Raw genomic sequence first — 26,328 nt, 5'->3', positions numbered from 1 at the left:
TGGTCACGCACGCTAGCGCGCGCCCCGGCCGGCTGGGAACGCGCCGGCGGCACCGCCTGAGGTCCACACCGGTGACGGTCCCGGCCCTGCCGCGCCCTTTCCGCACAACATACCGACCGGTTAGTGTGTCGCGGCGGAGCCGCTGTGCGACGCGTCGCACACCGAGGTCGAGGGAGGCGCAACGTGGAAGCCGTGCAGGGAGCGGGGGTCGTCGTCACGGGAGCCGGAGGCGGCATAGGGGCCGCACTGGCCCGCCGGTTCGCCGCCGAGGGAGCCCGGGTGGTCGTCAACGACCTCGACGCGGACAAGGCGCGGGCCGTGGCCGAGGAGACCGGCGGCATCGCGCTGCCCGGCGACGCCTCCGCGATCGTCCCCGAGGCCCGGGACGCCCTCGGCGGCACCGTCGACATCTGGTGCGCCAACGCCGGTGTCGGCACCGGTGGTTCCGAGGCGGCCGACGAGGAGGCGTGGGAGCGCGCCTGGGACGTCAACGTCATGGCCCACGTGCGCGCCGCCCGGGCACTGCTGCCGGGCTGGCTGGAACGCGGCAGCGGCCGGTTCGTCGCCACCGTCTCCGCCGCCGGACTGCTCACCATGATCGGCGCCGCCCCGTACAGCGTCACCAAGCACGGCGCCTACGCCTTCGCCGAATGGCTCTCGCTCACCTACCGCCACCGCGGGATCAAGGTGCACGCCATCTGCCCGCAGGGGGTCCGCACCGACATGCTGGACGCCTCGGGCAGCGCCGGCGACCTGGTGCTCAAGCCCACCGCGATCGAGCCGGAGGATGTCGCCGACGCCCTGTTCCAGGGCATCGCGGAGGACCGCTTCCTGATCCTGCCGCACCCGGAGGTGGCCGGCTTCTACCAGGGCCGCGCCGCCGACCCCGAACGCTGGCTGACCACCATGAACCGCCTGCAGCGCACGTGGGAGGAGATCCGGTGACCGCCTCCCGCTACGCCGCCAAGCCCTGGCTGGCCCTGCTCACCGACGCCCAGCGCGCCCCCGTCGACCCGGAGGACTCCCTGGTGCACGCCCTGCGCCGGGTGGCCGCCGAGACCCCGGACCGCACCTTTCTCGCCTACTTCGACGCCCGCCTCACCTACCGCGAGGTGGACGCCCTCAGCGACTCGGTCGCCGGTCATCTGGCCGCCCGCGGGATCGTCCGCGGCGACCGGGTGGCGGTCATGCTGCAGAACTCCCCGCACTTCGTGCTGGCCGTCCTCGGCGCCTGGAAGGCCGGGGCGAGCGTCGTCCCGGTCAACCCGATGTACAAGTCGGCCGAGGTCTCCCACGTCCTGCGGGACTCGGAGGCGGCCGCGCTGATCTGCTCGGACCGCGCCTGGCAGGGGTATCTGCGCGACACCGCCGCCGGCACCCCGGTACGGGTGGTGCTCACCGCGTGCGAGCGGGACTTCCAGACCCGCGACGATCCCCGCGTCCTCGCCTTCGAACGGCTCGGTCCGGCGGCGGACGCCGACGACCTGACCGCCGTCGCCCGCGCGGGCCTGCCCGCCCCGCAGGACCGCGCCCCCGCCCCCGCCGACATCGCGCTGATCAGCTACACCTCGGGCACCAGCGGCACCCCCAAGGGCGCCACCAACACCCACCGCAACATCATGTACAACGCCGAACGGCAGCGCGCCGGCCTCGGCCTGCCCGCGGCACCGGTGTACTTCGCGCTGGCGCCGCTGTTCCACATCACCGGCATCGTCTGCCAGTTCGGCGCCTGCCTGACCAGCGGCGGCACCCTGGTGCTGGCCTACCGCTTCCAGGCCGGGGTGGTGCTGGAGGCGTTCTTTGAGCACCGGCCGCACTACACCGTGGGCCCCGCGACCGCGTTCATGGCGCTGGCCGCACACCCCTCGGCGGGCCCGGACCACTTCTCCTCCTTCCACGTCATCTCCTCCGGCGGCGCCCCGCTGCCGCCCGCCCTGGTGGAGTCCTTCCGTGACCGTTTCGGGCCGTACATCCGCAACGGCTACGGCCTCACCGAGTGCACCGCGCCCTGCGCCTCCGTCCCGCCCGGCCGGGAGGCGCCCGTCGACCCGGTCTCCGGGACGCTAGCGGTGGGCGTGCCCGGACCCGACACGGTGGTCCGGATCGTCGGCGACGACGGCCGGGAGGTCCCCTTCGGCGAGCAGGGGGAGATCGTCGTCAGCGGCCCGCAGGTGGTCCCCGGCTACTGGCGGCGGCCCGAGGCCACCGCCGAGACCTTCCCCGGCGGCGAGCTGCGCACCGGTGACATCGGGTTCATGGACGAACAGGGCTGGCTCTACGTCGTGGACCGCAAGAAGGACATGATCAACGCTTCCGGCTTCAAGGTCTGGCCGCGCGAGGTGGAGGACGTCCTGTACACCCATCCCGCGGTGCGCGAGGCCGCCGTCGTCGGTGTGCCCGACGGCTACCGCGGCGAGACCGTGAAGGCCTTCATCAGTCTGCGTCCGGGCGCCGAGGCGGACCCGGCCGAGCTCGCCGCGTACTGCAAGGAGAGACTGGCCGCGTACAAGTATCCGCGGCAGGTGGAGATCCTGCCGGATCTGCCGAAGACGGCGAGTGGGAAGATCCTGCGGCGGGAACTGCGTTCCCGCACGCGAGACAGTCAGTGAACGACGAGGAAAGGCGGGTGGCGCCAGTGCCCAGGACCACGGACAAGGACGGCACCCCCGTGCCCCAGCGGCTCCTGGCCGCCGCCACCCGGCTCTTCGCCGAGCAGGGCTACGACCGCACCTCGGTGCAGGAGATCGTCGAGGCCGCGGGCGTCACCAAGGGCGCGCTCTACCACTACTTCGGGTCCAAGGAGGACCTGCTGCACGAGGTGTACGCCCGCGTGCTGCGGGTCCAGCAGGAGCGGCTGGACCACTTCGCCGGCCTGGACGCCCCGGTGGAGCAGCGGCTGCGCGACGCGGCGGCGGACGTGGTGGTGACCACCATCGAGAACCTGGACGACGCGGCGATCTTCTTCCGCTCCATGCACCACCTCAGCCCGGAGAAGAACAAGCAGGTGCGCGCCGAGCGCCGGCGCTACCACGAACGCTTCCGCGCGCTCATCGAGGAGGGCCAGCGGCAGGGCGTGTTCTCCACCGCGACCCCGGCCGACCTGGTGGTCGACTACCACTTCGGTTCCGTCCACCACCTGTCCACCTGGTACCGCCCCGACGGCCCGCTCAGCCCGCAGCAGGTCGCCGGCCACCTGGCCGACCTGCTGATGCGGGCGCTGCGGCCCTGAGGCCCCGCGGCGGCTGCGCCCGCCGCGGTCACGGGCCGGGCGGGCCGGGCGCACCCGCCACCGTGTGCGCCGGGCGCCCGTGACGAGCGACCCGCGGACGTCTCACACGACTTGGACCACGTACTTGCGGCGGACGCCTCACACGACCTGGACCACGTACTTGCCGCGGACACCGCCCGCCTCCAGCGCGGCGTGCGCCGCCGCCGTCTCCTCGAGCGGGAAAACCCTGTCGACCACGGGACGCAGCAAGCCTTGACGGACATGACGGGCCAGGTCGTCGAAGTGCTCCCGCTTCGGGTTGCCGGCGAAGTAGCGCACCCGGCCGCGTCCGTGGACCGTGCTGGCCGCGACCGAGCCGAGCCACGCGACGGGCCGGCGGGTGTCGAAGGCGATGGTGACCATGCGCCCGCCGGGCCTCAGCAGGCGCCGCCAGTCCCGAGGATCGGTCCCCACGGTGTCCAGGACGACGTCGAAGCGGCCCAGCTCCGCCGGACGCACGCTGCGGTGGTCCACGGCCCGGTGCGCACCGAGGGCGCGCACGAAGTCCAGGTTGGCCGCGCGGGCGAGGCCCGTGACCTGGGCCCCGTACGCCCGCCCGAGCTGGACGGCGGCGTTGCCGACCCCGCCCGCCGCGCCCCGGACGAGCAGCCGTTCACCGGGGCGCAGCCGGGCCTTGTCCCGCAGCGCGGTGACCGCCGTGGTGGCCACCGGCAGCGTGGCCGCCTCCACCAGATCGAGGCCGTCGGGGACCGGACCGGCCCGCTCGGAGGGCACCGTCACGTACTCGGCGGCGCTGCCGAAGGAGGAGCGGCCCAGGATCCCCCACACCCGGTCGCCGGGCACGAAACCGACGACTCCGGCGCCCGTCGCGGCGACCTCGCCGGCGAAGTCCAGGCCGATGCGCTGGGGAAACGTGCGGCCGGTCAGGAGACGGAGCCGGCCGTTGCGGACGGTCGTCTCGATGCCGTTGACGCTGAACGCGTGCACCTTCACCAGGATCTCGCCGGGGGCCGGCTCGGGGCGCGGCACGCGGGTGGTGCAGAGCACCTCGGGGCCGCCGTAGCGGTCGTAGAGCACTGCCGTCATCATGCGGTCGTCCATCGCCTCGCCTTTGCGATCGGGATCGTTCCAGGGGTCCGGCACCGACCGTAGGCTGGGAACCGGACGAACTCGTCCGATTGAGCCGGAAGCGAGAAACAGTGATGGCGGAATCTTCTCGGATCGCACCCCGGGACGGCGTGCGGGCGGACTCCCGGCGCAACCGTGAACGCATCCTCGTCGCCGCCCGTGCGGTCTTCGCGGAGCATGGGATCGACGCGCCGATGGCCACCGTGGCCCGCCGGGCCGGGGTCGGCGTCGCGACGCTCTACCGGCACTTCCCGACCCGGGACGCCCTGGTGCGCGGCGCGTTCGCACGCCAGATGGAGACCTGCGCGAGGGCACTCACCGAGGCCCTGGCCGCCCCCGACCCGTGGCAGGGCTTCCAGCACCTGGTGGAGACCCTGTGCGCCGCGCAACGGGAGGAACGCGGCTTCCCGGCCGCGTTCGCCGCCGCCTTCCCCCAGACCACGTCGCACCACGCACGCGCCCGGGAACAGGCCGAACGGGACGTCACCACCCTGGTCCGCAGGGCCCAGGCGGCGGGCGCGCTGCGGGCCGACTTCCACCCCTCCGACCTCGTCATGGTCCTGCTGGCGCACTGCGGACTGGTGGCCGCGGCACCGGACGACGAGGCGGCGTCCCGGCGGCTGGTCGCCTACCTGCTCCACTCCTTCCGCCCCGGCACAGCCGACCGCCCGCTGCCGCCGCCGTCCGCACTGACCCTGCGCAGCCTCCCGATCGCCCCGGACGCGGTGTCCGCTAAGAGGGCGTGATGCGGTGTCCGCCGTGAGGACGTGATGCGGCTCCCGCCGCAGGGGGTGCCGGTCCGGCGACCGGCCTCGGCGATCGGCGCGGGTGCCGTATCAGTGTGGGTCCTCGGCGCCGGCGGCCCGGGGGAGGCGGACGCCGGATCCGGCCAGCCGGGCCATGATCTCCTCGGCGGTCAGGACGAGCGCGAACCCCTTGCGCAGCACGGCCAGTTCCGGTTCCTGGCGGGACTCGTCGTCGGTGGCCGTGACGTCCGACCCGAACACGACCTGGTAGCCGCGCTCATAGGCTTGCCGGGCCGTGGTGCCGCAGCAGTAGTTGGTGAGCGTTCCCGTGACGACGACCGTGTCCCGGCCGAGATTGCGCAGGATCGTGTCGAGCGGGGTGTCGTAGAAGGCGCCGTACGAGGGCTTGCGGATCACGACCTCGTCGGGGCGGCGGCCCATCGGCTCCCACACCTCGGCCGGGCCCGGCCGGCGCCAGTCGGTGTCGCCGTGCGGAAGGTGGCGCAGGGCCTTCGGCCGGTCCAGTCCGAGATGCGTGTCGTCGAAGATCGTCCAGATCACCGGAACCGAGAGGGACCGGCATCCCTCGACGAGCCCGCGCAGGCGGGGTGCCATCCGGGTGGCCGCCGGCACCCAGAAGGGGCTCCAGCCGGGCCGGACGAACTCGTCCTGCATGTCGATGACCAGCAATGCCGTCCGCTCCGGGCGGACATCGAAGGCCGCCCGGCCGTGCGCGTAGAGGTCACGTGCCCGTGCGGTCACCCACTCCTCGGTGTACGGCATCCCCAGCCCCCTTGCATCGATTCGAGGCACCTCGTTTCGATGTGAGAGAGTAGCAGCATGCTGGAACTCGCGATCCTGGGATTTCTGTCCGAAGGGCCGCTGCACGGCTATCAACTGCGCCACCGGATAGCGCACTTGAACGGCCACACCCGTCCGGTCAGCGACGGCAGCCTCTACCCGGCGATCGACCGGCTCGTCAAGGCGGGGCTGCTCGACCGCAGAACCGAGCCCGGTGCCTCGGCCGCCCGGCGTAACACCCTGAGCCTGACCGCCGCCGGCCGTGCCGAACTTCTGCGCCGGCTGCGGGAAGCCGACGGCCTGGACATCAGCGACAGCACCCGGTACTTCACCGTCCTGGCCTTTCTCTCCCAGCTCCCCGACACCGCCGAGCAGCACGCGGTGCTGCGCCGGCGTCTGGAGTTCCTGGAGCAGCCCGCGAGTTTCTTCCACGACGGCGACAGCCCGCTGCGCGCCGAGGACGTCGACGACCTCTACCGCCGGGGCATGCTCACCATCGCCCGCGCCACAAGCGAGGCGGAACGTGCCTGGCTGCGGGAGGTGTTGGGCTGACGCTGCCGGTCGGCCCCGGATTCCTGTGCCCGGACGGACGGGGGATGCGGCGGACGGCAGGTGCCGGGGCGGGGCGGCCTCCCTGCGCAACGGCCGGGGCCGCCCCGGCCGGCCCCGGCGTCACAGGTACTTCTTCAACTCCCGCCGGGCCAGCGACCGCTGGTGGACCTCGTCCGGTCCGTCGGCGAGCATCAGGGTGCGTGCCCCGGCGTACAGCTCGGCCAGCGGGAAGTCCTGGCTGACGCCGCCCGCCCCGTGCAGCTGGATCGCCCGGTCCAGGATGTCCACCACCGCGCGCGGCGTGGCGATCTTGATGGCCTGGATCTCCGTGTGCGCGCCCTTGTTGCCGACCGTGTCCATCAGCCACGCGGTCTTCAGCACCAGCAGCCGCAGCTGCTCCACCGTCACCCGGGCGTCGGCGATCCAGTTCCGGATCACGCCCTGCTGGGCCAGCGGCTTGCCGAAGGCGGTCCGGGACACCGCGCGCCGGCACATCAGCTCGATGGCCCGCTCGGCCATGCCGATCAGCCGCATGCAGTGGTGGATGCGGCCCGGCCCGAGGCGCGCCTGGGCAATGGCGAAACCGCCGCCCTCCTCGCCGATCAGGTTCGACGCCGGCACCCGCACGTGGTCGAAGACCACTTCGGCGTGGCCGCCGTGGTAGTGGTCCTCGTAGCCGAAGACCCGCATCGCCCGCTCGACCCTGACCCCCGGGGTGTCCCGCGGCACCAGCACCATCGACTGCTGGCGGCGGATGTCCGGCCCGTCCGGGTCGGTCTTGCCCATCACGATGAAGATCTTGCAGTCGGGGTGCATCGCGCCGGAGATGTACCACTTGCGGCCGGTGATGACGTACTCGTCGCCGTCCCGTTCGATGCGGGTGGTGATGTTGGTGGCGTCCGAGGAGGCCACCTCGGGCTCGGTCATCGCGAAGGCGGAACGGATCTCACCGGCCAGCAGCGGCTCCAGCCACTGCTTCTTCTGCGCCTCGTCGCCGAACTGGGCCAGCACCTCCATGTTCCCGGTGTCCGGGGCCGCGCAGTTGGTGACGGTGGGCGCGAGCTGCGGGGAACGGCCGGTGATCTCGGCGAGCGGCGCGTACTGCAGGTTCGTCAGCCCGGCCCCGTACTCGGCATCCGGCAGGAACAGGTTCCACAGGCCCTGCCGGCGTGCCTCGGCCCTCAGTTCCTCCACCACCGGCGGGGTCTGCCACGGCGAGGCGAGCCGTGCCCGCTGCTCGTGCACCACCTGCTCGGCGGGGTAGACGTACTCGTCCATGAAGGCGAGCAGCCGGGCGCGCAGCTCCTCGGTGCGCGCGTCGAACGCGAAGTCCATGCGGGATCAGCCCTCCTGGAGGCCTTCGTGAAGGGTGGTCAGGCCGTGCCGGATGAAGACGGGCACGAGGTCGCCGATGCGGTCGAAACCGCGGCCGACGGTCTGGCCGAGCGTGTAGCGGTAGTGGATGCCCTCCAGGATCACCGCCAGCTTGAACCAGGCGAACGCCGTGTACCAGGACAGCCCGGTCACATCCCGGCCCGAGCGGGCCGCGTACCGCTGAACCAGCTCGGCAGGGGAGGGGTGTCCGGGAGCCTCGGCGGTGGTGGACACCGGCGAGCCGGGCAGGCCCAGCGGCGTGCTGTACATCACCAGCAGGCCGAGATCGGTCAGCGGATCGCCGAGCGTGGACATCTCCCAGTCGAGCACCGCTGTGATCCGGTCGTCGTCCCCGAGCAGGACGTTGTCCAGGCGGTAGTCCCCGTGCACCACGGCCGGTGCGGGGGAGACGGGCAGATGCCGGCCCAGGGCCGCGTGGAGCTCGTCGATCCCCTCCAGCTCGCGGTTGCGGGACGCGTCCAGCTGTTTGCCCCAGCGCCGCAGCTGCCGGTCCAGGAAGCCCTCGGGCCGCCCGAAGTCCGCGAGGCCCACCTCGGCCGGGTCCAGCGCGTGCAGCTCCACCAGCGTGTCCACCAGCGACAGCACCGCGTCGCGGGTGCGCTCAGGGCCGAGCGGGGCGAGCTGCGCGGCGGTGCGGTACGGCGTGCCCTCGACGAAGTCCATGACGTAGAACGGCGCCCCGAGCACCTCCTCGTCCTCGCACAGCAGCACCGGGGAGGGCACCGGCACACGCGTCGGGTGCAGCGCGCTGATCACCCGGTGCTCGCGCCGCATGTCGTGCGCGGTGGCCAGCACATGGCCGAGCGGAGGCCGCCGCACCACCCACCGGGAGGTGCCGTCCGAGACCGCGTACGTCAGGTTCGACCGTCCGCCCTCGATGAGCCGGCCCGTCAGGGGTCCCTGCACCAGGCCCGGCCGCTCACGGTCGAGCAGTCCGCGCAGGCGGTCGAGATCGAGACCGGGCGGGTGATCGGCGCTCATGCACGCTCCCAGGGACGCGACGACATCATCGGCGACCATCATGCTGACTAGTCGGTATGTCGTCCAGTGTGCGGACAGAGCGTGACCGGGGACACGAAGGACCCGAGGGGCTCGGGGACGCGACCGGCGGGACGGTCCTCACATCACCAGCGCCGCCGCGCCCACCGCCAGGGCCACCGTGCACAGGGCCGCCGCCGCGGCCGCCCGCGGTGCGAGCGCCGGCGGGACGGCCGAGGAGCCCAGGCGGCGGGTTCGCGCGCCGGCGAGCAGCACCAGGCCCAGCCAGCAGGCGCAGCACAGGGCGCCGACGGCCAGGCCCGCCGGTGTCGCCCCGTCGTGCAGCGCCGTGCGCACGGCGAGCACGGCCGCGACCGTGCCGGACAGGGTGGTCCGCCGCCAGGCGAGCCGGGTCCTCTCCGGCTGCAGCCCCGGATCCCGGGGCGGGCTCGGTTCCTGGTGCTGCCCTGGATCCTGATGCGATTCCGCGTCCCGGGGGCGGCCCGCGCCCTCGCCGTCGTCCCCGCCGTCGGTGGCGCCCGCACCCGGCCCGCGCGCCCCGCTCATCCCGCCCAGCCGGCGAGGACGACCACGACCATCGCGACGGCCACCACCGCGATCACCAGGCTCAGCACCGCGGGGAAGCGGGACGCCGGCAGATCCTCTCCGCGGCGCATCGCCCGCTCGCACCGGACCCAGTGGTCGACCGCCCGTAGCGCGCACACCACCCCGGCCGCGAGCAGCGCCAGCGCCAGGCCGACCCGCCAGGGACGGGGCAGGTCCGGCAGGAACTGGTCCACCGCGAACCCGCCGCCGATCAGCGCGAGCGCGGTGCGCAGCCAGGCCAGGAAGGTGCGCTCGTTGGCGAGCGAGAAACGGTAGTCCGGGGTACTGCCCTCCTCCCTGACGGCCTCGGGAGCAAACCACAACCGGACGTTCCGTACGACTCGGATCACGCCAGGGACCTTACCGGCGCCGGGCCCCGGCCGGTTCCCGGACCGGGCGCGGCTGTGCGGGTCCGCGGGTCCGCTTACGCTGCGTGTCCGCGCCGGGTACGCGCCTGATCCGCGCCGGATACGCGCCTGATCCGCGCCGGGTCTCGTCGTGTCCGCGCCTGATCCGCGCCGGGCTCCGCCTCATCCCGCCGAACGGTGTGCCCGCAGCCGTTCGTAGGCCGCCAGCCCGTCCGGCACCCACTCCCACTCCGTGAGCCGGCGCTCCACCTCCTCCTCGGGCAGGAAGGCGTGCCAGGCCACCTCCTCCGCCTGCGGCCGCACCGGAAGGTCGCAGCGCACCTGGTACACCGCCGACCACCAGCTGCGGCCGCGCCCGCCGTCGTACAGGAAGGTGAACAGGTGCTCGGGCCGGGGCAGCCCCGTCACCCCCAGTTCCTCCTCGGCCTCGCGCAGAGCCGCCTCGTCGTAGCTCTCGCCGGCCCCGACGACCCCGCCGACGAACATGTCGTACAGCGAGGGGAAGACCAGCTTCGTCGGGGTCCGGCGGTGCACGAAGACCCGGCCCTCGGCGTCCCTGGCCTGCACGAAGACGCAGCGGTGGCGCAGCCCCTCGGCGTAGGCCTCGCCGCGCGGGGCCTGCCCGACGACCCGGTCCTGTTCGTCGACGATGTCGATGATCTCGTCTGCAGCGCTCATGCCGGCCATCCAAGCAGGCGGGGCCCGGCCCCCGGGGTGGCGGGGCGGGCGCCGGCGGTGCCGGACGTCAGCGCCGCTGCAGGTCGCGCTCCTGCCGCGGGACCGCCGTGCCGCAGGGCATGGCCGGATGCAGACCGAGCAGCACGATGCCCGCGACGATCGCCGCCAGGCCCGCCGCCTCCCCGGTCAGCGCGCCGACGTCGGTGCGCAGCCGGTCGCCGAGAAAGCCCACGCCGCAGGCGATCCCGGCCAGCGGCTCGGCCGCGGTCAGCGCGGGCAGCGACATGCGCAGCGGCGCCGTCTCGAAGGCGCTCTGCACCAGGATCAGCCCGGTGAATCCCAGCACCACCAGGGCGTACGGCTGCCAGGCCGCGAACAGCTCCCCCCAGCCGCCCGCGGCGAACCGTTCCCCGCTCACCCGGGTCAGTGCGTCCTGCACCCCGTACAGCAGCCCCGCGGCCAGCGCCAGGAGCGCCGGCCCCCAGCTGAGCCGGAACCGCTTGGCCAGCGTGGTCAGCAGCAGGGCCGCGCCCACCACGGCACCGAGGATCAGCCAGTGCCGCAGGGGATCGGTGACCGCGTGGCCCGCGCGGGGCCGCCCGGCCAGCAGGAACGCCGTCACCCCGCCCGCCAGCAGCACCAGCCCCAGCCAGCCCTGCCGGCCCAGCGGCTGGCGGGTCTGCCGCCGCGAGAGGACCAGCGCGAACAACAGGTTCGTCGCCAGCAGCGGCTCCACCAGCGAGATCTCACCCCGACCGAGCGCCAGCGCGCCCAGCACCATGCCGACGATCATCAGACCGAGTCCGCCCAGCCAGCGGGGCACCTTCACCAGATCCAGCAGCAGCCGCGGGGAGAGATAGTCGCCGAGCGGCGCCTGCTGGGCGGCGTTCTGCTGGAGGACGAAACCGAAGCCGAGGCAGCATGCGGCACTCACGGCGAGGATCAGAACCAGTACCGACACGCTGTGTACCTCGCTCGTCCGGCCGGGTCACGGGGTCGTAATCGCCGACTGTAGCGCCCCGGGACGCCGCCTGCCGCCCCGCCGGCATGAGATCGGGCACACTCCGTGGCCTCGCGCCCGCGCCGGCGCGCCGTGTCCGTGGGCGCCCGTACGCCGTACGTCCGACGGCGTGAGGAGTTCAGCGGCGCGCCGGGGTGTACGCCGTCCGGGTCGGGTCGCCACGAACCGCGTCTGCGCCTGTTCCTCCCGTGCGATCCGCAGCCGCCCGCGCCGCCGCCAATCCCCGCGGTCATCCCGCAGCCGTCGGGCCACATCGGTCACCGCCTGCGCACAGGACGCCGCGGCGGCCGTCCGCCCGGCTCGACGCGGAGGCTCGCAAGCAGCGCAACGCGGTCGAGCGGCGGATCGACCGCCTGGAACAGCGGTGCGGCCTGGCAACACGAACCGACGGACTCGGATCGCCCACCAGACCGCACTCCACCTTGCCGCCATCCTCGTCCGGACACGGCACGGACCGAAGAGACAGCCCCTAGATGATCAAAGACAGCACGAACACCAGGGCCCCCGCCACCACCGACAGGATCGTCTCCATCAGGGACCAGGTCTTGACCGTCTGGCCGACGTCCAGCCCGAAGTACTCCTTCACCAGCCAGAAGCCGGCGTCGTTGACGTGGCTGAAGAACAGCGAGCCGGCGCCGATCGCGAGGACCAGCAGGGCGGTGTGGGCGGTCGACATGTCGGCGGCCAGCGGGGCGACCAGACCGGCCGCGGAGACGGTGGCCACGGTCGCCGAACCGGTCGCGAGCCGGATCACCACCGCGATCATCCAGGCGAGCAGGATCGCCGAGATCGACCAGTCCTTGGATATGTCCAGGATCATCTGGCCCACGCCGCAGTCGATCAGCGTTTGCTTGAAGCCGCCGCCGGCACCGACGATCAGCATGATGCCCGCGATGGGCATCAGGCCCTTGTCGACGGTGGAGTTGATGCGCTCCTTGCTGAAGCCGGCCGGGAGGCCCAGGGTGAAGATGCCCACGATCACGGCGGCCAGCAGGGCGAACAGCGGGGAGCCGATGACGTCGAAGACCCGCTGGGTCACGTCGTCGGGGTTGTCGACGACGATGTCCACCAGTGCCTTGGCCAGCATCAGCACCACCGGCAGCAGCACGGTGGCCAGCGTCGCGCCGAAGCTCGGGCGGCGCTCGAGGTCGTCCGAGGCGCGCTGCGGGATCATGCGGTCCGGGGCCTGGACGTCCACCCAGCGGCTGGCGACCTTGGAGAACAGCGGACCGGCGACGATCACGGACGGGACGGCCACCAGCAGGCCGAGCGCCAGCGTCACCCCGAGGTTGGCCTTGACCGCGTCGATCGCGACCAGCGGACCGGGGTGCGGCGGGATCAGGCCGTGCATCACGGACAGACCGGCCAGCGCCGGGATGCCGATGCGCATCAGCGAGTAGGTGCCGCGCTTGGCGACCATCAGCACCACCGGGATCAGCAGCACGATGCCGATCTCGAAGAAGAGCGGCAGTCCGACCACCGAGGCGATCAGCACCATCGCCCACGGCATCGCCCGGCCTCCGGCCTTCGCCAGGATCGTGTCCACGATCTGGTCGGCGCCGCCGGAGTCCGCGAGCAGTTTGCCCAGGATCGCACCGAGCGCGATCAGCACGCCGACGCTCGCGACCGTCGAACCGAGGCCGCCGGTGAAGCTGGTGATCGCCTTGTCCAGCGGTGCCCCGGCCACGGCGCCGAGCACCAGGGCGCCGACGGTCAGGGACAGAAAGGCGTGCAGCTTGAACTTGGTGATGAGCAGGACGATGACGGCAATGCCCACGAGGACGGCAATGCCCAGCTGGGCGTGTCCGGCCGAGGTGATCGGCGGGGGCGCGTCCGCTGCCAGCATCTCGACGCTGAGTCTGGTCACGGGGGTTCCCTTGCAGGTGAAGAGGGATGGGGAGAAAAGCGGTGCCGCAGTCGGCGACCGCGGGGTAAGACGCCGGGGATCACGACGGCCGTGCCTCGGCGGACTGCGTGGCGCCGTCGAGGTCCGCCAGCGCGGCCACGGCACGCTCGGTGATCTCCTCGGGCGTGCCCGAGACGTCCACCTCGACGCCGCGCTCGTCCGCCTGCAACGGCTGGAGCGTGGCGAACTGGGAGTCCAGCAGCTCCGTCGGCATGAAGTGCCCCTGACGCTGCGCCATCCGGCTCGCGATCAGCTCCCTGGAGCCCGTGAGGTGGACGAAGACGATGCCGGGGGCCGCGGCCCGCAGCCGGTCCCGGTACGCGCGCTTGAGTGCCGAGCTGCTCACCACACCGCCGAGCCCGGCCCGTCCGCGGGCCCAGGCGCCGATGGCGTCCAGCCAGGGCCATCGGTCGTCGTCGTCGAGCGGGATCCCGGCCGACATCTTGTCGATGTTGGCCTGCGGATGGAAGTCGTCTCCCTCGGCGTACGGGACGCCGAGCCGGTCCGCGAGCAGGGGACCGATGGTGGTCTTGCCCGTGCCGGCGACGCCCATCACCACGACGACGTGGGGGGTGCGCATACTGCCTCTCTGTCTTCCTCGACGTGGAACGCCGTCACTCGGCGTCCGCCTCACTGAAACCTATTAGGTATGACGAATTCAAGAGACTGTGACATACAAGTCTGACTTTTTTGAAGCGTGATCCACACCGTACGCTGAGTGCATGAGCACACCGGGCCGGGGGCTGCACGGCCATGTACTGGACACCCTTGGCCCCGCCATCACCGCGGGTGAATACCCTCCGGGCAGCGTTCTGCGCACCGACGAGCTGGCACAGCGTTTCGACGTCTCACGCTCCGTGATGCGCGAGGCGGTGCGGGTGCTGGAGTCCATGCACCTGGTCGCCTCCCGCCGCCGCGTCGGCGTGATCGTCCAGCCGGCGTCGGAGTGGAACGTCTACGATCCCCAGGTCATCCGCTGGCGCCTGGCCGGGGCCGACCGTCCGCGGCAGCTGCGGTCGCTGACCGTGCTGCGGTCGGCCGTCGAGCCGGTCGCGGCCGGACTGGCGGCGCGGCACGCCACACCCGAGCAGTGCGCGGAGCTGACCGAGCGCGCACTCGGCATGGTCGCCAACTCACGCGGGCACCGGCTGGAGCAGTACCTCGTCCATGACGTGGCCTTCCATCGCGTGATCCTCGACGCGTCCGGCAACGAGATGTTCGCGCGGCTCGGCGACGTGGTCGCCGAGGTGCTGGCCGGCCGCACCCACCACGAGGTGATGTTCGAGGACCCCGACCCGGCCGCCGTCACCCTGCATGTGCAGGTCGCCGAGGCCGTCCGCGAGGGCGACGCCGCCCGCGCCGAGAAGCTCACCCGCGAGATCACCGAGGGTGCGCTGCAGGAACTGGACATCTTGGCGCCGTAACGGGGACCTCGCTCGGGCGGGAGCCCTACTCGGGCAGGAAGTCGCCGTCCACGTACACCCACGCCCCGTCCACCCGCTCGAAGCGGCTGCGTTCGTGCAGGACTCCGCCCCGGTAGGACGCCCGGAAGGTCACCGTCCCGGTGGTGTGGAAGGCGGACCCGCCGGTGGTGCCGAGGATCTCCAGGCCCGTCCAGCGCATCCGCGGGTCCAGGTCCAGCCGGGCGGGCCGGTTCCGCGGATGCCAGGTCCGCAGCAGATACTCCGCGTCCTGACGCGCGAAGGCGCTGTACCGCGACCGCATCAGCGCCTCGGCGGTCGGCGCGGCGGCAACACCGCGGTGGAAGCGGCCGCAGCACTCCTGGTACGGCTCGGGCAGCCCGCACGGGCAGGAACGGGGAGTCATGACCCTCATTCTGCCCGTGCCGGCCTCGGCATTCTGCCCGTGCCGGCCCCGGCCGCCCGCACCGGTGCGCGCGCAGGGCCGCCGTCGTCCCACCGGTGCGCGGCCGGCCGCCGTCGCCCGCGCGGCCCGCAGCGGTGCGAGGCACAGTGGAGATGTGGCAGTGTCCCCACGCAGGCCGAGGGGAGAGCGACGATGACGCGACCCGTAGACAGCCGGCCGGCGTCCGTGAAGGAATGGCGGCTGAACCTGTATCTGTCCGAGCACGACCCGGAGACCACCGCCCGTATCGTCCTCGACACCGGCGACAACGTCCTGGAGACCTGCGCCGAGGCGCGGCGCAATCCCTACGACCCCGCGGTGCCCGAGATCGGCGACGAACTCGCCGCCGGACGCGCCCTGGTCGCCCTGGGCCGTGAGCTGCTGCGCGCCGCCGCGGGCGACATCGAGGCGGCCGGAGCACCGGATGCGACCCCGCCCGCCCCGCTGTGGTCGGCGCGGGAGTGACCTCCCGCCGCGACGAAGGAGCCCGCCGTGCTCTTCTCCGATCGTCAGGAAGCCGGCCGGCGTCTCGGCGCCCGGCTCGCCGGCCTGGCCGGCCAGGACGTCGTGGTGCTCGGACTGCCCCGCGGGGGCGTGCCGGTCGCCGCGGGCGTCGCGGCGGCCCTGAACGCGCCGCTGGATCTGTGCCTGGTGCGGAAACTGGGCGTGCCCGGCCAGCCCGAGCTGGCCATGGGAGCCGTCGCCGAGGACGGCGCTCGGGTGCTCGACGAACGCGTCCTGCGCGAGGTCCGCGTCAGCCCCGAGGAGCTGGCCCGGGTGGAGGAGCGGGAGCGGCGGGAGCTGGCCCGGCGGGCCGAACGCTACCGGGGCGGGCACCCGCCCGTTCCCGTCGCCGGACGGACCGCGGTGGTCGTCGACGACGGCGTGGCCACCGGCTCCACGGCGCGTGCCGCCTGCCACGCGGTGCGGGCCAGGGGAGCGGCGCGGACGGTGCTGGCGGTGCCCGTGGCGCCGCCGGACTGGACGGCACGGCTCGCGGGGGCCGCCGACGAGCTGGTCGCTCTGGCCACCCCAGGTCACTTCTTCGCCGTCGGCCAGTTCTACGACGACTTCGCCCAGCTTCAGGACGAGGACGTGGTGGCCCTGCTGCGGCAGCACCGGCCCGCCGCCGGACCGGCGGAGCAGGTGGACCAGGAGGTGCGGGTCACGGCCGGGGCCGTGCGGCTCGGCGGCCGGCTGACCGTGCCCGCCGGTGCCCGGGGGATCGTGGTGTTCGCGCACGGCAGCGGCAGCGGCCGGCACAGCCCGCGCAACCGGTTCGTCGCCCGCGGACTGAACCGGGCCGGGCTGGGCACCTTGCTGTTCGACCTGCTCACCGAGGAGGAGGCGGACGACCGGGCCAACGTCTTCGACACCCCGCTGCTGGCCGCACGGCTCACCGGGGCGATCAGCTGGCTGCGCGGCGATCCGCGGGCCGGGCACCTGGCCGTCGGCTGTTTCGGCGCCAGCACCGGCGCGGCCGCCGCCCTGTGGGCCGCCGCGGAACCGGGCGTCGCGATCGCGGCCGTGGTCTCCCGCGGCGGGCGGCCCGACCTCGCCGGGGAGCGACTGGCACACGTCCGCGCGCCCACCCTGCTGATCGTCGGCGGCGCGGACCCGACCGTGCTGGACCTCAACCGCCAGGCCCAGGCCCGGCTGACCTGTGACAACCGGCTGGAGATCGTCCCCGGCGCGACCCATCTGTTCGAGGAGCCCGGAGCCCTGGAGCAGGTGACCGGGCTGGCCCGCGACTGGTTCACCGACCACATGGCGGCCGCGACCGTGTGAGCCCGCCGGCGCGGAACGAAACGAAGGGAGGCGGCCGAGGGACATGCGAAAGCGGTGCCGACCGTCGACCGGCCGGCACCGCCTGTGTGGGGTGTCCGAGGGGGGACTTGAACCCCCACGCCCTATACGGGCACTAGCACCTCAAGCTAGCGCGTCTGCCATTCCGCCACCCGGACAGGGTGTGTGCCGCTCGTCTTCTCGCTCGCGGCGACGAAGAAAACCTTACCAGGCTTCCGGGGGTGCTCGATCACCTGCCGTCCTGCGCGCCCTCTTCGCCGCCCGGTATGAACGGCGTGTGACGAGCAGGGGGCTGTCCCGGGCCTGTGGCGGGGGCTGTCTTCTGCCGGGACCGGAATGCGGGGGAGGATGAGGGGGGACCACCGGCACCCGAGGTGGGCCACCAGCACACACACCGGGAGGAACCAGCGTGAGCGAGACGGACACGGCCAGGAGCGTCACCGGCGAGGACGAGGTCGTGGACCTCTGCCGCGAGCTGATCCGGATCGACACCAGCAACTACGGCGACCACTCGGGGCCGGGCGAGCGCAAGGCCGCCGAGTACGTCGCCGAGAAGCTGGCCGAGGTGGGGCTGGAGCCGAAGATCTTCGAATCGCACCCCGGCCGGGCCTCCACGGTGGCGCGCATCGAGGGCGAGGACCCGTCCCGGCCCGCGCTGCTCATCCACGGCCACACCGACGTCGTTCCGGCCAACGCCGGAGACTGGACCCACCACCCCTTCTCCGGCGAGGTCGCCGACGGGTGCGTGTGGGGCCGCGGCGCGGTCGACATGAAGGACATGGACGCGATGACGCTGGCGGTGGTGCGCGACCGGATGCGCAGCGGCCGCAAGCCCCCGCGGGACATCGTGCTGGCGTTCCTCGCCGACGAGGAGGCCGGCGGCACCTACGGCGCCCGGTATCTCGTCGACCACCACCCCGAGCTGTTCGAGGGCGTCACGGAGGCCATCAGCGAGGTCGGCGGCTTCTCCTTCACCGTCAGCGAACAGAGGCGGCTCTACCTGATCCAGACGGCCGAGAAGGGCATGCACTGGATGAAGCTGACCGTGGCCGGCACGGCCGGACACGGCTCGATGATCCACCGGGACAACGCGATCACCGAGCTGTCGGACGCCGTGGCGCGCTTGGGCCGGCACAAGTTCCCGGTGCGGGTGACCAAGACCACGCGGGCCTTCCTGGACGAACTCGGCGACGCGCTGGGCACCGAGCTGGACCCGGAGAACATGGAGGGCACCCTCGCCAAGCTCGGCGGCATCGCCAAGCTGATCGGCGCGACGCTGAGCAACACCGCCAACCCGACCCAGCTGGGCGCCGGTTACAAGGTCAACGTCATCCCGGGCGAGGCCACCGCCCACGTCGACGGACGCTTCCTGCCCGGTCACGAGGAGGAGTTCCTCGCCGACCTGGACCGGATCCTCGGGCCCCGGGTCAAGCGGGAGGACGTGCACGCCGACAAGGCCGTCGAGACCACCTTCGACGGGCCGCTGGTGGAGGCCATGCAGGCGGCGCTCGTGGCCGAGGACCCGGCCGCGAAGGCCATCCCGTACATGCTCTCCGGCGGCACCGACGCCAAGTCCTTCGACGACCTCGGCATCCGCAGCTTCGGCTTCGCGCCGCTGAAGCTGCCGCCGGAGCTGGACTTCGCGGGCATGTTCCACGGCGTGGACGAGCGGGTGCCGGTGGACGGACTGACGTTCGGTGTCCGGGTGCTCGACCGGTTCATCGACGCCGCCTGAGCCGCCCCCGAAGTCCCCTGCGGCGTCCGGCACTTCCGCACATTCCGGCCCCCGCGCAACCGCGGAATTCGGCCGGGTGTGCGAGAGTGCACGAGCGGGAGTGAAGCTGACCATAAGCTCGTATCCCGATCACCTCCGCCTCGTTGCATCTCATGCGATCGGCTCCATGTGATCGCACCTGCCAACTAGGAGGAAGAATGCTCAAGAAGGTCGTCGCGACCGCGGTTGCCACCGGTGGACTGGTTCTCGCGGGTGCGGGCCTGGCTGCTGCCGACTCGGGTGCCCAGGGCGCTGCCGTGCAGTCCCCGGGCGTCGTGTCCGGCAACGTCATCCAGGTGCCCGTGCACGTGCCGGTGAACGTCTGCGGCAACACGATCTCCGTGATCGGGCTGCTGAACCCTGCCTTCGGCAACACCTGCATCAACAAGTGACGTCGCGCCCCGCTCAGCGGGTCTGACTCCATCGGCTCCGTGGGGGGTCCTAAGCCGTCGGCCCTGGAGCGCGCGCCACGCGTTCCGGGGCCGGCCGGTCTTTCCGCGCGGTCACGGCGGCGCGCACGCCGCCCGCGACCACGCGTTCCGGAAGGTTCCAGAAGGTCGAAGACAGGGATTCCATACATGCGACAGGTCACCCGCAAGGGCCTGATGACCGTGGCGGCGGCGACCGGCGTGATCGCCGCCGCGAGCGGTGCCGCCCATGCCGACGCGGGCGCGACCGGCGCCGCGTCCCACTCGCCGGGCGTGCTGTCCGGCAACTCGGTGCAGGTGCCCGTACACGTGCCGGTCAACGTCTGCGGCAACACCGTGGACGTCGTCGGTGTGCTCAACCCGGCCGTGGGCAACGCGTGCGCCAACGGCGGCAGCGACTCGTCCGCGCACCAGGGCGGCACCGGACACGGCGGCCACGACCACGGGGGGACGGACGGCGGCTCCCACGCCGGCGGCCACAGCGAGGGCTCACCGGGCGTCGGCTCCGGCAACCACATCCAGGTCCCGGTCGACGTGCCGGTGAACGTCTGCGGCAACAGCGTCGACGTGATCGGCATCGGCAACGCCGCCGTGGGCAACGGCTGCGCGAACGACGGCGGCTCCGGCGGCCACACCACGCCGCCCGGCGACCACGGCAACCCTCCGGACCGTCCCGGTCACCCGGGCCACCCCGGTACCCCGGGCACGCCGGGCCGCCCGGGTACGCCCACCACGCCGGACACCCCGGGTACCAGCACGCCCGGTGACTCCGTGCCCGTGAACCACCCGGCTCCGCAGACCGTCACCACGCCGCACACGGCCCAGCTCGCCGAGACCGGAAGCGAGCTGCCGCTCGGCGTGCTGCTGCCGACCGGCGCGGGCGCGCTCCTCGCCGGCGCCCTCCTCTACCGCAAGGCCCGGGCGTCGGCCTGACGGACACCGCCCGGCCGGCCCCGACGGCGGCCGGGCACACCGACGAGCGGACCCCGCGGCAGCGGGGCCCGCTCGTTCGACGTGTCACGGGCTCGTCAGCGGTCGTCCCTGCTCACCACCGGCGGGGCGGGCTCACCAGGTGGCGCGCACCTGGCGGATGATCCGCCGTCGCAGCCGCACCCGGCGGCTGCCGTCGCGCAGCAGGCTCAGGCGGTACAACTCCCAGTGTCCGTACTCGGCGTGGTCCGTCAGCAGACGTGTCGTCTCCTTGCGGGAGACCCCGCGCGGTACGTACACGTCGACAAATTCGTATTCCGGCATCGCATCTATTGTGCGGGCTGAGGCCCGGTACGGATAGCGTCTGCAGTATGTCTGATGCTGCGCAGCCCACCGCTGCCGAGGTACGGGCCGCCGCCGAGGCGGTCAAGGCCGCGCTCGACCGCCATCTCGCCGCGGTCGAACGCAGGTCGGGGGAGGACGACCCGGCCGTCTACGAGGCGTTCAACCAGCTGGCAGCCGCCGCCGAGGCGTACGACGAGCTGCTCTACGACCGCTACGACGAGGTCACACCCTTCGAGATCCCCGGTGACGACACGCTGCCGCCGTACACCGGCCCGGAGGAACCCCACGCGATCAGCGTGCTGATCCGCCGCGACTACACCGTCGCCGAGCCGCGGCGGCTGCTGTCCCAGGCCCAGCGGGTGGAGGCCGCGGACGTCGAGACGGGCACCGGCATCGGCGAGGGCGCCACCGGCTCGCTGCACGGAGCGCTCGGCGTCCTGTTCGGCGAGTACGAGCCGGACGAGATCGCCTCCCGCCACCGGGAGTTCGGCCTGGAGGAGGGCGACTCGACGCTGTGGGTCACGGCCGCGGACGAAGCGGCCGACCCCGGCGAATGGCTGGAGGCACCCTTCGACCATGTCGACCCCGAGCAGGTGGTCTGCCGCTTCGACGTCAGCGCGGTCTTCGACGACGACGAGTTCGACGACGACGCGGACGACGACTTCGACGACGAGGAGGACGAGGAGGACGACGGGTTCGAGGAAGGCGACGAGGACGAGGACGACCTGGAGCCGCTGGACCGGACCTGAGAACACCCGGCGTGCCCGGGCGGCCCCGCCCGAGTACGCCGGGTGCGCTTCGCGGGCGCGCCCGGCGCGGGAGCGACGCGCCCGGTCAGGCCGCCTGCTGCTCCTGCTGGCGCAGCAGCACGGGCAGCCGGGTCGTGCGCGGCTTCGCCGGCACCTCGGCCACGGCCCGGGGCAGCGCCTGGCCGGCACCGTGCACCACGGACAGATGACGGCCGGCCCGGCCGAACGTCGTGTAGACCCACGGACGGCTGAGCGCCTGCGTCGCATCGCCGGGCAGGACGACGACCACCGCGGGCCACCGGCCGCCCACGGCCTGGTGCGCGGTCAGCGCCCAGCCGTGCCGTACCCGGGACTCCACCTGCTCCTGGGGCACCACCACGGCGGTGCCGGCACAGGACAGATGCAGCCCGTCGGCGTCGGCCGTCACCACATGGCCGGGCAGCGTACGTCCCGGGACGGGGGAGTAGGCGATCCGGTCGCCCGGGTCGAAGCCGCCGAAGCGGCCCGGCCCCGGATTGAGACGTTCCTTGAGCGCGGCGTTCAGGGCGCGGGTGCCCGCCGCGCCACCGTGGCCCGGGGTGATCACCACGGTGTGCTCGGCCGGGACGCCGATCGCCCGCGGCACCGAGTCCGTGACGAGCTGGACGGTGCGGTGCACGGCCTCCCCGGCGTCCCGCACCGGCACGATCACGACCTCCTTGCCGGGCGCCGCCACCTGGTTCAGCTCGCCGACGCCCACACCGGAGACCAGCTCGCCCAGCGGTCCCGGATCCGGCACCCGGGAGGCCACCTGGGGGCACACCCGGGCCGCCAGCAGGTCCGCGAACACCCGCCCGGGACCCACGGACCACAGCACACCGGGGTCCCCGGCCAGCACCAGCCGGGCCCCGTCCGGCAGCGACTCCACGAGAAGGGCCGCGGTCTCCACGTCGAGCTGCGGGGCGTCCAGCACGACCAGCAGGTCGGCCTCGACGCTGCCGTCGGCGTCCCGTCCCGGCCCCTCGGCACCCGACAGCAGCCCGGCCACCGTGGCCACGGGAGACGCGTCGTTCCCGGCCGGATCCGTCGACGCTCCCTCGCCGGGGGACCGGTCCGTCGGCTGCTGCGCCTGCTCCTGCCGCAGCAGCCGCGCGAACGCGTCCCGGCCGAGCGGGCTGTGGGTGACGGCCGAGGCGCGCAGCCCGAGAGCACGGGCCGCGCACAGCAGCCGTGCCGGGTCGACGCGGGATGCCTCCCCGCCCGTGTGCAGCACCAGGCCGTGGGCCGCGACCGCCCGGATCAGCTCGGCGGCCGACCCCCCGGCGGACGTCGCGGCCCGCTCCCAGTCCTCGGCGGCGACGGGCCGCGGCGGTGAGTTCACCAGCCGTACCAGTCCGTCGGCCAGGCTCTCCTCGGCGAGCGCGAACCGCTCCAGGCCGACCAGGACCCGGACCGGGCGGACGTCGTCCTCCTCCTCGCCCACCGTGCCGTCCCGGCCGCGGACGGCGGCAGGTGCCGCGCCCGGCTCGTCCAGGGCGTCCTGGAACACCAGGGCCTCGCCCTCCGCGACGGCCGCGTGCAGTGCGGCGTCCGGGTCCGGCACCCCGCGCCGGGCCAGGGCCTCGACGAGGGCGGGCATCTCCAGACAGGTGTGACCGGCCAGGGCCGCCTGCCGCAGCAGCCAGACGGTGAAGGCCCGGCCGCGCCGTGCGTCGCCGGGACCGCAGGCGTCGCCGAGCAGGGTCCGGGCGAAGCCGTCGGCCTGCTCGGGCCGTACCCCGCTGACGCGCAGCAGCTGCCAGGGGTCCTCCCGCAGCCGTTCCCCCGCGCCCGCGCCGAGCACCGTGGCGGCCGGCACCGCGAGCGCCTCCGGGGCGCCGCCCTCGGCGAGCACCCGCCGCAGCGCCTGCACGGTCCGCGGGTCGGGGACCGGCAGAGCGCCGGTTCGCCCGGCGGTCACCGGACCCGGCCGCCGGACCGGCTCCGGGGCGGGCGCGCGCCGCGCCGGCTCGGGCTGCGGCGGCGCGAAGACGGCGGCCGGGGCCGCTTCCCCGCTCTCCACCGCGCGGACCGCCGCGAGCAGCTCGGCCGCCCGGCCGGTGAGCTTGCCCCCGCTCTCGATCGGGCCCTTCTTCTGCGCCTTGCGCCGCTCGATGCGCTCCCGCTCGATCCGCTGCGCGGCCAGCTCGGCCTCCGCCTCCGACATCTCGGACGCGGCCGCACCGTCCCCGCCGTCTTCGCCCGTGTCGGCGGTGTCCCGCGCGACGGTGTCCGTGTCCGCGGCGTCCTCGGCGCCGGTGTCCGCATCCGGGACCGTCCCGCCGTCCGTCGTCCCGCCGTCCTCACCCCCGCCGGGCGCGCCGCCCCCGGAGGGTGCCCCGCTTCCCGTCGCGTCCGTGTCCGGGGCCGCGCCGGCGGGGCCGTCCTCCGCCCCGGCGGCGTCCTCGGCCGGTGCCGCGTCCGCCGTACCGGGCTCCACGGTGTCCCGGGCCCCCGGCTCGGCGTTCTCCGTGGTCTCCGGCTCCGTGCTCACAGCGTGCTCCAGTCGTGATCGGGATAGCGGTGCACGGGCGTCGACACGTCGTCGAGCGCCCGGCAGATTTCCTCCGGAAGATTAAGGGCCTCCACTGACAATGCCGCCGCGAGCTGCTGCGCCGTGCGCGCGCCGACGATCGGGGCGGTCACGCCGGGCCGGTCCCGCACCCAGGCCAGGGCGACCTGGAGCGGGGTCACCGCCAGACCGTCCGCCGCCGTCGTCACCGCGTCCACGATGCGGCCCGCGGTCTCGTCCAGGTACGGCTCCACGAACGGCGCCAGATGCTCCGAGGCGCCCCGGGAGTCCGGCGGCGTCCCGTTGCGGTACTTGCCGGTCAGCACGCCGCGCCCGAGCGGGGAGGACGGCAGCATGCCGATGCCGAGATCGATCGCGGCCGGCAGCACCTCCCGCTCGACACCGCGCTGCAGCAGCGAGTACTCCATCTGGGTGCTCGCCAGCCGGGTCCGCGCGCCCGGCGCCGCGAGCTGCCAGGTCGCCGCCTTGGCGAGTTGCCAGCCGCAGAAGTTCGACACCCCCGCGTACCGCACCCGGCCGCTGCCGATGGCCACGTCCAGGGCCTGGAGGGTCTCCTCCAGCGGGGTGTACGGGTCGTAGGCGTGAACGTGCCACACGTCGACGTAGTCCGTGCCCAGCCGGGCCAGGGAGGCGTCCAGTGCCGACAGCAGGTGGCCGCGGGAGCAGTCGAAGCGGCGGTCCGGGTCCGGGACGCTGCCCGCCTTCGTCGAGATGATCAGATCACGGCGCGGCACCAGGTTCTTCATGAGCCGCCCGAGCAGATACTCCGCTTCTCCGTCGCCGTACACGTCGGCCGTGTCGACGAGGGTGCCGCCCGCCTCCCAGAACGCCTTCAGCAGGTCCGCGGCGGCGTGCTCGTCGACGTCCCGCCCCCAGGTGAGAGTGCCGAGGCCGATCCTGGACACGCGCAGGCCGGTACGGCCGAGTTGCCTCTGCTCCATGAATGCCGAGATTACTGGCCGTGACCCGCCACGTGGGTGACCCCGTGCGCAACGCACCGGCCCCCGGCACGCCGCGCGGCCTGCCCGCCCCGGCCCGCGAGGCGGCCGTCACACCCGCGGGAGCTGCCGCGGGTGACGGCCCCGCGCTAGGGTCTGCGCACGAAGCACGTTACTCATCGGTAAGGGGATGCGGATGCGGCTCGGGATCAACCTCGGCTACTGGGGTGCCGGGATGGACGCGGACAATCTGGCCGTCGCGCAGGAGGCCGACCGGCTCGGCTACTCCGTGTGCTGGGCGGCGGAGGCCTACGGCTCCGACGCAGCCACCGTGCTCGCCTTCGTCGCGGCGAAGACCGAGCGCATCGACGTCGGCTCGGCCATCTTCCAGATCCCCGCCCGGCAGCCCGCGATGACCGCCATGACCGCCGCGACCCTGGACTCTTTGTCCCACGGCCGGTTCCGTCTCGGCCTGGGCGTCTCCGGCCCGCAGGTCTCCGAGGGCTGGTACGGCGTGAAGTTCGACAAGCCGCTGGCCCGCACCCGCGAGTACGTCGAGATCGTCCGCAAGGCCATGACCCGCGAGCGGCTGACCTACGACGGCGCGCACTGGACGCTGCCGCTGCCCGACGGCCCCGGCAAGCCGCTGAAGCTGACGGTGCACCCGCAGCGCGAGCACATCCCGCTGTACATCGCCGCGATCGGCCCGAAGAACCTGCAGCAGACCGGCGAGATCGCCGACGGCGCGCTGCTGATCTTCCCCTCCGCCGCCCACCTGGAGGAGACCGCGATCCGTCACCTGCGGGCGGGGCGCGAGAAGGCCGGGCTGACCCTGGACGGCTTCGACGTCTGCCCGACCGTGCCGCTCGCGCTCGGCGACGACAAGGACCTCGGCCGCCTCGCCGACACCTTCCGCCCGTACACCGCCCTGTACGTCGGCGGCATGGGCAGCCGCAAGCAGAACTTCTACAACCAGCTCGCCTGCCGCATGGGCTACGAGCAGGCCGCCGCGGAGATCCAGGACAAGTACCTCGCCGGCGACAAGCAGGGTGCCGCGGCAGCCGTCCCGGAGGATCTCATCGACCAGACCACGCTGCTCGGCTCCGTCGACCGGATCGCCGACCGGATGAAGGCCTACGCCGAGGCCGGCGTCACCACGCTCACCCTGTCGCCCGCCGGTCTCACCCTGGACGAGCGGATCGCCGCGCTGCGCGCCGGCGCGGAGGCCCTGGAGCGCGCGGGACTGGCCTGACGCCGTTCGCACCGCACCGGGAAGCCTTTCCGCGGCCGTGGTGGGGGCTCGGGGGTCTTCCCCGCCACGGCCGTCACGGAGAACAACGCCCGTGGCGCCGCCCGGTCACGCCCCGCGCCGCCGCGCGGGGCGGCCGCCGCCCCCGCGGTGCGCCTGAGCTGCTCCGTTCGGCCCAGCCCGTCCCCTGACGATGCCCGAGCGGCGCGACGTGCTCGGCGCCCCCGCCACCGCCCCCGGGCCCGCACCGCCGGTTCCCGGCCCCGGGCACGGCGGCCGGCCCC

The 26,328-nt window shown here is 73.5% G+C and carries 27 protein-coding genes, 1 tRNA gene and 1 pseudogene; 14 read left to right on the top strand and 15 right to left on the bottom strand.

What is annotated here, in order from left to right; translation table 11 throughout:
* Window positions 1-183: 183 nt before the first annotated feature.
* Genes IE286_RS15370 through IE286_RS15360 form a run of 3 tightly spaced genes read left to right on the top strand, consistent with a single transcriptional unit; the run spans window position 184 to window position 3,229 of the window.
* Window positions 184-945, top strand: a complete 762-nt coding sequence (locus tag IE286_RS15370; RefSeq protein WP_229862825.1) for an SDR family oxidoreductase — start codon at window positions 184-186, stop codon at window positions 943-945.
* Window positions 942-2,609: a class I adenylate-forming enzyme family protein gene (locus IE286_RS15365; RefSeq protein ID WP_189797287.1), complete on the top strand. Its 1,668-nt coding sequence runs from the start codon at window positions 942-944 to the stop codon at window positions 2,607-2,609. Before IE286_RS15370 ends, IE286_RS15365 begins: the two co-directional genes overlap by 4 nt.
* Before the next feature lie 26 nt (window positions 2,610-2,635).
* A complete protein-coding gene (locus IE286_RS15360; RefSeq protein WP_189797286.1) occupies window positions 2,636-3,229 on the top strand; it encodes a TetR/AcrR family transcriptional regulator in 594 nt (197 codons plus the stop codon).
* A 138-nt stretch (window positions 3,230-3,367) separates the two neighbouring features.
* Here the strand turns inward: IE286_RS15360 and IE286_RS15355 are convergent, their stop codons facing one another.
* A complete protein-coding gene (locus IE286_RS15355) occupies window positions 3,368-4,330 on the bottom strand; it encodes an NAD(P)-dependent alcohol dehydrogenase (protein WP_189797361.1) in 963 nt (320 codons plus the stop codon).
* A gap of 101 nt (window positions 4,331-4,431) precedes the next feature.
* On the opposite strand from IE286_RS15355, the gene IE286_RS15350 reads away from it, so the two are divergent.
* Complete coding sequence (locus IE286_RS15350) at window positions 4,432-5,103, top strand: TetR/AcrR family transcriptional regulator (RefSeq protein ID WP_189797285.1); 672 nt, start codon at window positions 4,432-4,434, stop codon at window positions 5,101-5,103.
* Window positions 5,104-5,193: 90 nt separating this feature from the next.
* Here the strand turns inward: IE286_RS15350 and IE286_RS15345 are convergent, their stop codons facing one another.
* Window positions 5,194-5,886 (bottom strand): cysteine hydrolase family protein, encoded by a 693-nt coding sequence (locus IE286_RS15345; protein ID WP_189797284.1) that lies wholly within the window; start codon window positions 5,884-5,886, stop codon window positions 5,194-5,196.
* Between the two features lie 57 nt (window positions 5,887-5,943).
* Between IE286_RS15345 and IE286_RS15340 the strand changes: the two genes are divergently transcribed.
* Complete coding sequence (locus IE286_RS15340) at window positions 5,944-6,456, top strand: PadR family transcriptional regulator (protein ID WP_189797283.1); 513 nt, start codon at window positions 5,944-5,946, stop codon at window positions 6,454-6,456.
* A 120-nt stretch (window positions 6,457-6,576) separates the two neighbouring features.
* Here the strand turns inward: IE286_RS15340 and IE286_RS15335 are convergent, their stop codons facing one another.
* From IE286_RS15335 to IE286_RS15310, 6 genes are all read right to left on the bottom strand, one after another.
* Window positions 6,577-7,791 carry an acyl-CoA dehydrogenase gene (locus IE286_RS15335; RefSeq protein ID WP_189797282.1) on the bottom strand — a complete coding sequence of 405 codons (1,215 nt, stop codon included), beginning with the start codon at window positions 7,789-7,791 and terminating at the stop codon, window positions 6,577-6,579.
* Between the two features lie 6 nt (window positions 7,792-7,797).
* A complete protein-coding gene (locus tag IE286_RS15330; RefSeq protein WP_189797281.1) occupies window positions 7,798-8,832 on the bottom strand; it encodes a phosphotransferase family protein in 1,035 nt (344 codons plus the stop codon).
* Window positions 8,833-8,970: 138 nt separating this feature from the next.
* Complete coding sequence (locus IE286_RS15325) at window positions 8,971-9,396, bottom strand: DUF202 domain-containing protein (protein ID WP_189797280.1); 426 nt, start codon at window positions 9,394-9,396, stop codon at window positions 8,971-8,973.
* Complete coding sequence (locus IE286_RS15320; RefSeq protein ID WP_189797279.1) at window positions 9,393-9,785, bottom strand: YidH family protein; 393 nt, start codon at window positions 9,783-9,785, stop codon at window positions 9,393-9,395. The genes IE286_RS15325 and IE286_RS15320 overlap by 4 nt, the downstream gene beginning before the upstream one ends.
* A gap of 180 nt (window positions 9,786-9,965) precedes the next feature.
* Window positions 9,966-10,481 (bottom strand): NUDIX domain-containing protein, encoded by a 516-nt coding sequence (locus IE286_RS15315; protein WP_189797278.1) that lies wholly within the window; start codon window positions 10,479-10,481, stop codon window positions 9,966-9,968.
* A 67-nt stretch (window positions 10,482-10,548) separates the two neighbouring features.
* Entirely contained in the window at window positions 10,549-11,442 is an 894-nt protein-coding gene (locus IE286_RS15310; protein ID WP_189797277.1) for a DMT family transporter, read from the bottom strand.
* Window positions 11,443-11,644: 202 nt separating this feature from the next.
* Between IE286_RS15310 and IE286_RS27205 the strand changes: the two are divergent.
* Window positions 11,645-11,995: pseudogene (locus IE286_RS27205) on the top strand (IS5/IS1182 family transposase); the annotation flags it as partial.
* On the opposite strand, the gene IE286_RS15305 reads toward IE286_RS27205, so the two are convergent.
* Window positions 11,972-13,369, bottom strand: coding sequence for a GntP family permease (locus IE286_RS15305; protein WP_189797276.1), 1,398 nt, complete (start codon window positions 13,367-13,369; stop codon window positions 11,972-11,974). The pseudogene IE286_RS27205 and the gene IE286_RS15305 overlap by 24 nt on opposite strands.
* 79 nt (window positions 13,370-13,448) lie before the next feature.
* Entirely contained in the window at window positions 13,449-13,988 is a 540-nt protein-coding gene (locus tag IE286_RS15300; protein ID WP_189797275.1) for a gluconokinase, read from the bottom strand.
* A gap of 142 nt (window positions 13,989-14,130) precedes the next feature.
* Here IE286_RS15300 and IE286_RS15295 point away from each other — a divergent pair, with 142 nt between their 5' ends.
* A complete protein-coding gene (locus IE286_RS15295) occupies window positions 14,131-14,832 on the top strand; it encodes a FadR/GntR family transcriptional regulator (protein ID WP_189797274.1) in 702 nt (233 codons plus the stop codon).
* Between the two features lie 25 nt (window positions 14,833-14,857).
* On the opposite strand, the gene IE286_RS15290 is transcribed toward IE286_RS15295, so the two are convergent.
* A complete protein-coding gene (locus tag IE286_RS15290; RefSeq protein WP_189797273.1) occupies window positions 14,858-15,235 on the bottom strand; it encodes a YchJ family protein in 378 nt (125 codons plus the stop codon).
* Window positions 15,236-15,427: 192 nt separating this feature from the next.
* On the opposite strand from IE286_RS15290, the gene IE286_RS15285 reads away from it, so the two are divergent.
* The gene (locus tag IE286_RS15285) at window positions 15,428-15,739 is read left to right on the top strand and encodes a dsRBD fold-containing protein (protein ID WP_189797272.1); all 312 of its coding nucleotides are present in this window, start codon (window positions 15,428-15,430) and stop codon (window positions 15,737-15,739) included.
* A gap of 27 nt (window positions 15,740-15,766) precedes the next feature.
* Window positions 15,767-17,062 (top strand): phosphoribosyltransferase family protein, encoded by a 1,296-nt coding sequence (locus tag IE286_RS15280; RefSeq protein WP_189797271.1) that lies wholly within the window; start codon window positions 15,767-15,769, stop codon window positions 17,060-17,062.
* Between the two features lie 92 nt (window positions 17,063-17,154).
* On the opposite strand, the gene IE286_RS15275 is transcribed toward IE286_RS15280, so the two are convergent.
* Window positions 17,155-17,238: transfer RNA gene (locus IE286_RS15275), tRNA-Leu, on the bottom strand.
* Window positions 17,239-17,489: 251 nt separating this feature from the next.
* On the opposite strand from IE286_RS15275, the gene IE286_RS15270 reads away from it, so the two are divergent.
* The 3 genes from IE286_RS15270 (at window position 17,490) to IE286_RS27775 (ending at window position 20,215) form a co-directional block, all read left to right on the top strand.
* Window positions 17,490-18,815, top strand: coding sequence for a M20/M25/M40 family metallo-hydrolase (locus IE286_RS15270; protein WP_189797270.1), 1,326 nt, complete (start codon window positions 17,490-17,492; stop codon window positions 18,813-18,815).
* A gap of 197 nt (window positions 18,816-19,012) precedes the next feature.
* Entirely contained in the window at window positions 19,013-19,246 is a 234-nt protein-coding gene (chpH, locus tag IE286_RS15265) for a chaplin ChpH (protein ID WP_189797269.1), read from the top strand.
* A gap of 186 nt (window positions 19,247-19,432) precedes the next feature.
* The gene (locus tag IE286_RS27775) at window positions 19,433-20,215 is read left to right on the top strand and encodes a chaplin (protein WP_189797268.1); all 783 of its coding nucleotides are present in this window, start codon (window positions 19,433-19,435) and stop codon (window positions 20,213-20,215) included.
* 132 nt (window positions 20,216-20,347) lie between these two features.
* Here the strand turns inward: IE286_RS27775 and IE286_RS15255 are convergent, their stop codons facing one another.
* Window positions 20,348-20,536, bottom strand: a complete 189-nt coding sequence (locus IE286_RS15255) for a DUF5703 family protein (protein ID WP_027758838.1) — start codon at window positions 20,534-20,536, stop codon at window positions 20,348-20,350.
* Between the two features lie 47 nt (window positions 20,537-20,583).
* Between IE286_RS15255 and IE286_RS15250 the strand changes: the two genes are divergently transcribed.
* Window positions 20,584-21,306, top strand: a complete 723-nt coding sequence (locus tag IE286_RS15250; protein WP_189797267.1) for a hypothetical protein — start codon at window positions 20,584-20,586, stop codon at window positions 21,304-21,306.
* Between the two features lie 85 nt (window positions 21,307-21,391).
* Here IE286_RS15250 and IE286_RS15245 read toward each other — a convergent pair whose 3' ends face one another.
* Together IE286_RS15245 and IE286_RS15240 are read right to left on the bottom strand one after the other, a co-directional pair.
* Window positions 21,392-23,818, bottom strand: coding sequence for an ATP-dependent DNA helicase (locus IE286_RS15245; protein ID WP_189797266.1), 2,427 nt, complete (start codon window positions 23,816-23,818; stop codon window positions 21,392-21,394).
* A complete protein-coding gene (locus IE286_RS15240) occupies window positions 23,815-24,798 on the bottom strand; it encodes an aldo/keto reductase (RefSeq protein WP_189797265.1) in 984 nt (327 codons plus the stop codon). Before IE286_RS15240 ends, IE286_RS15245 begins: the two co-directional genes overlap by 4 nt.
* A 193-nt stretch (window positions 24,799-24,991) precedes the next feature.
* On the opposite strand from IE286_RS15240, the gene IE286_RS15235 reads away from it, so the two are divergent.
* Entirely contained in the window at window positions 24,992-26,047 is a 1,056-nt protein-coding gene (locus tag IE286_RS15235) for an LLM class F420-dependent oxidoreductase (protein WP_189797264.1), read from the top strand.
* The last annotated feature ends 281 nt before the right edge of the window (window positions 26,048-26,328 follow it).

The sequence above is a fragment of the Streptomyces thermodiastaticus genome, from assembly GCF_014656135.1.
Lineage (GTDB): Bacteria > Actinomycetota > Actinomycetes > Streptomycetales > Streptomycetaceae > Streptomyces > Streptomyces thermodiastaticus.
Note: the sequence above shows the minus strand (reverse complement) of the source record. Positions and strands in the feature narration are given on the sequence as shown.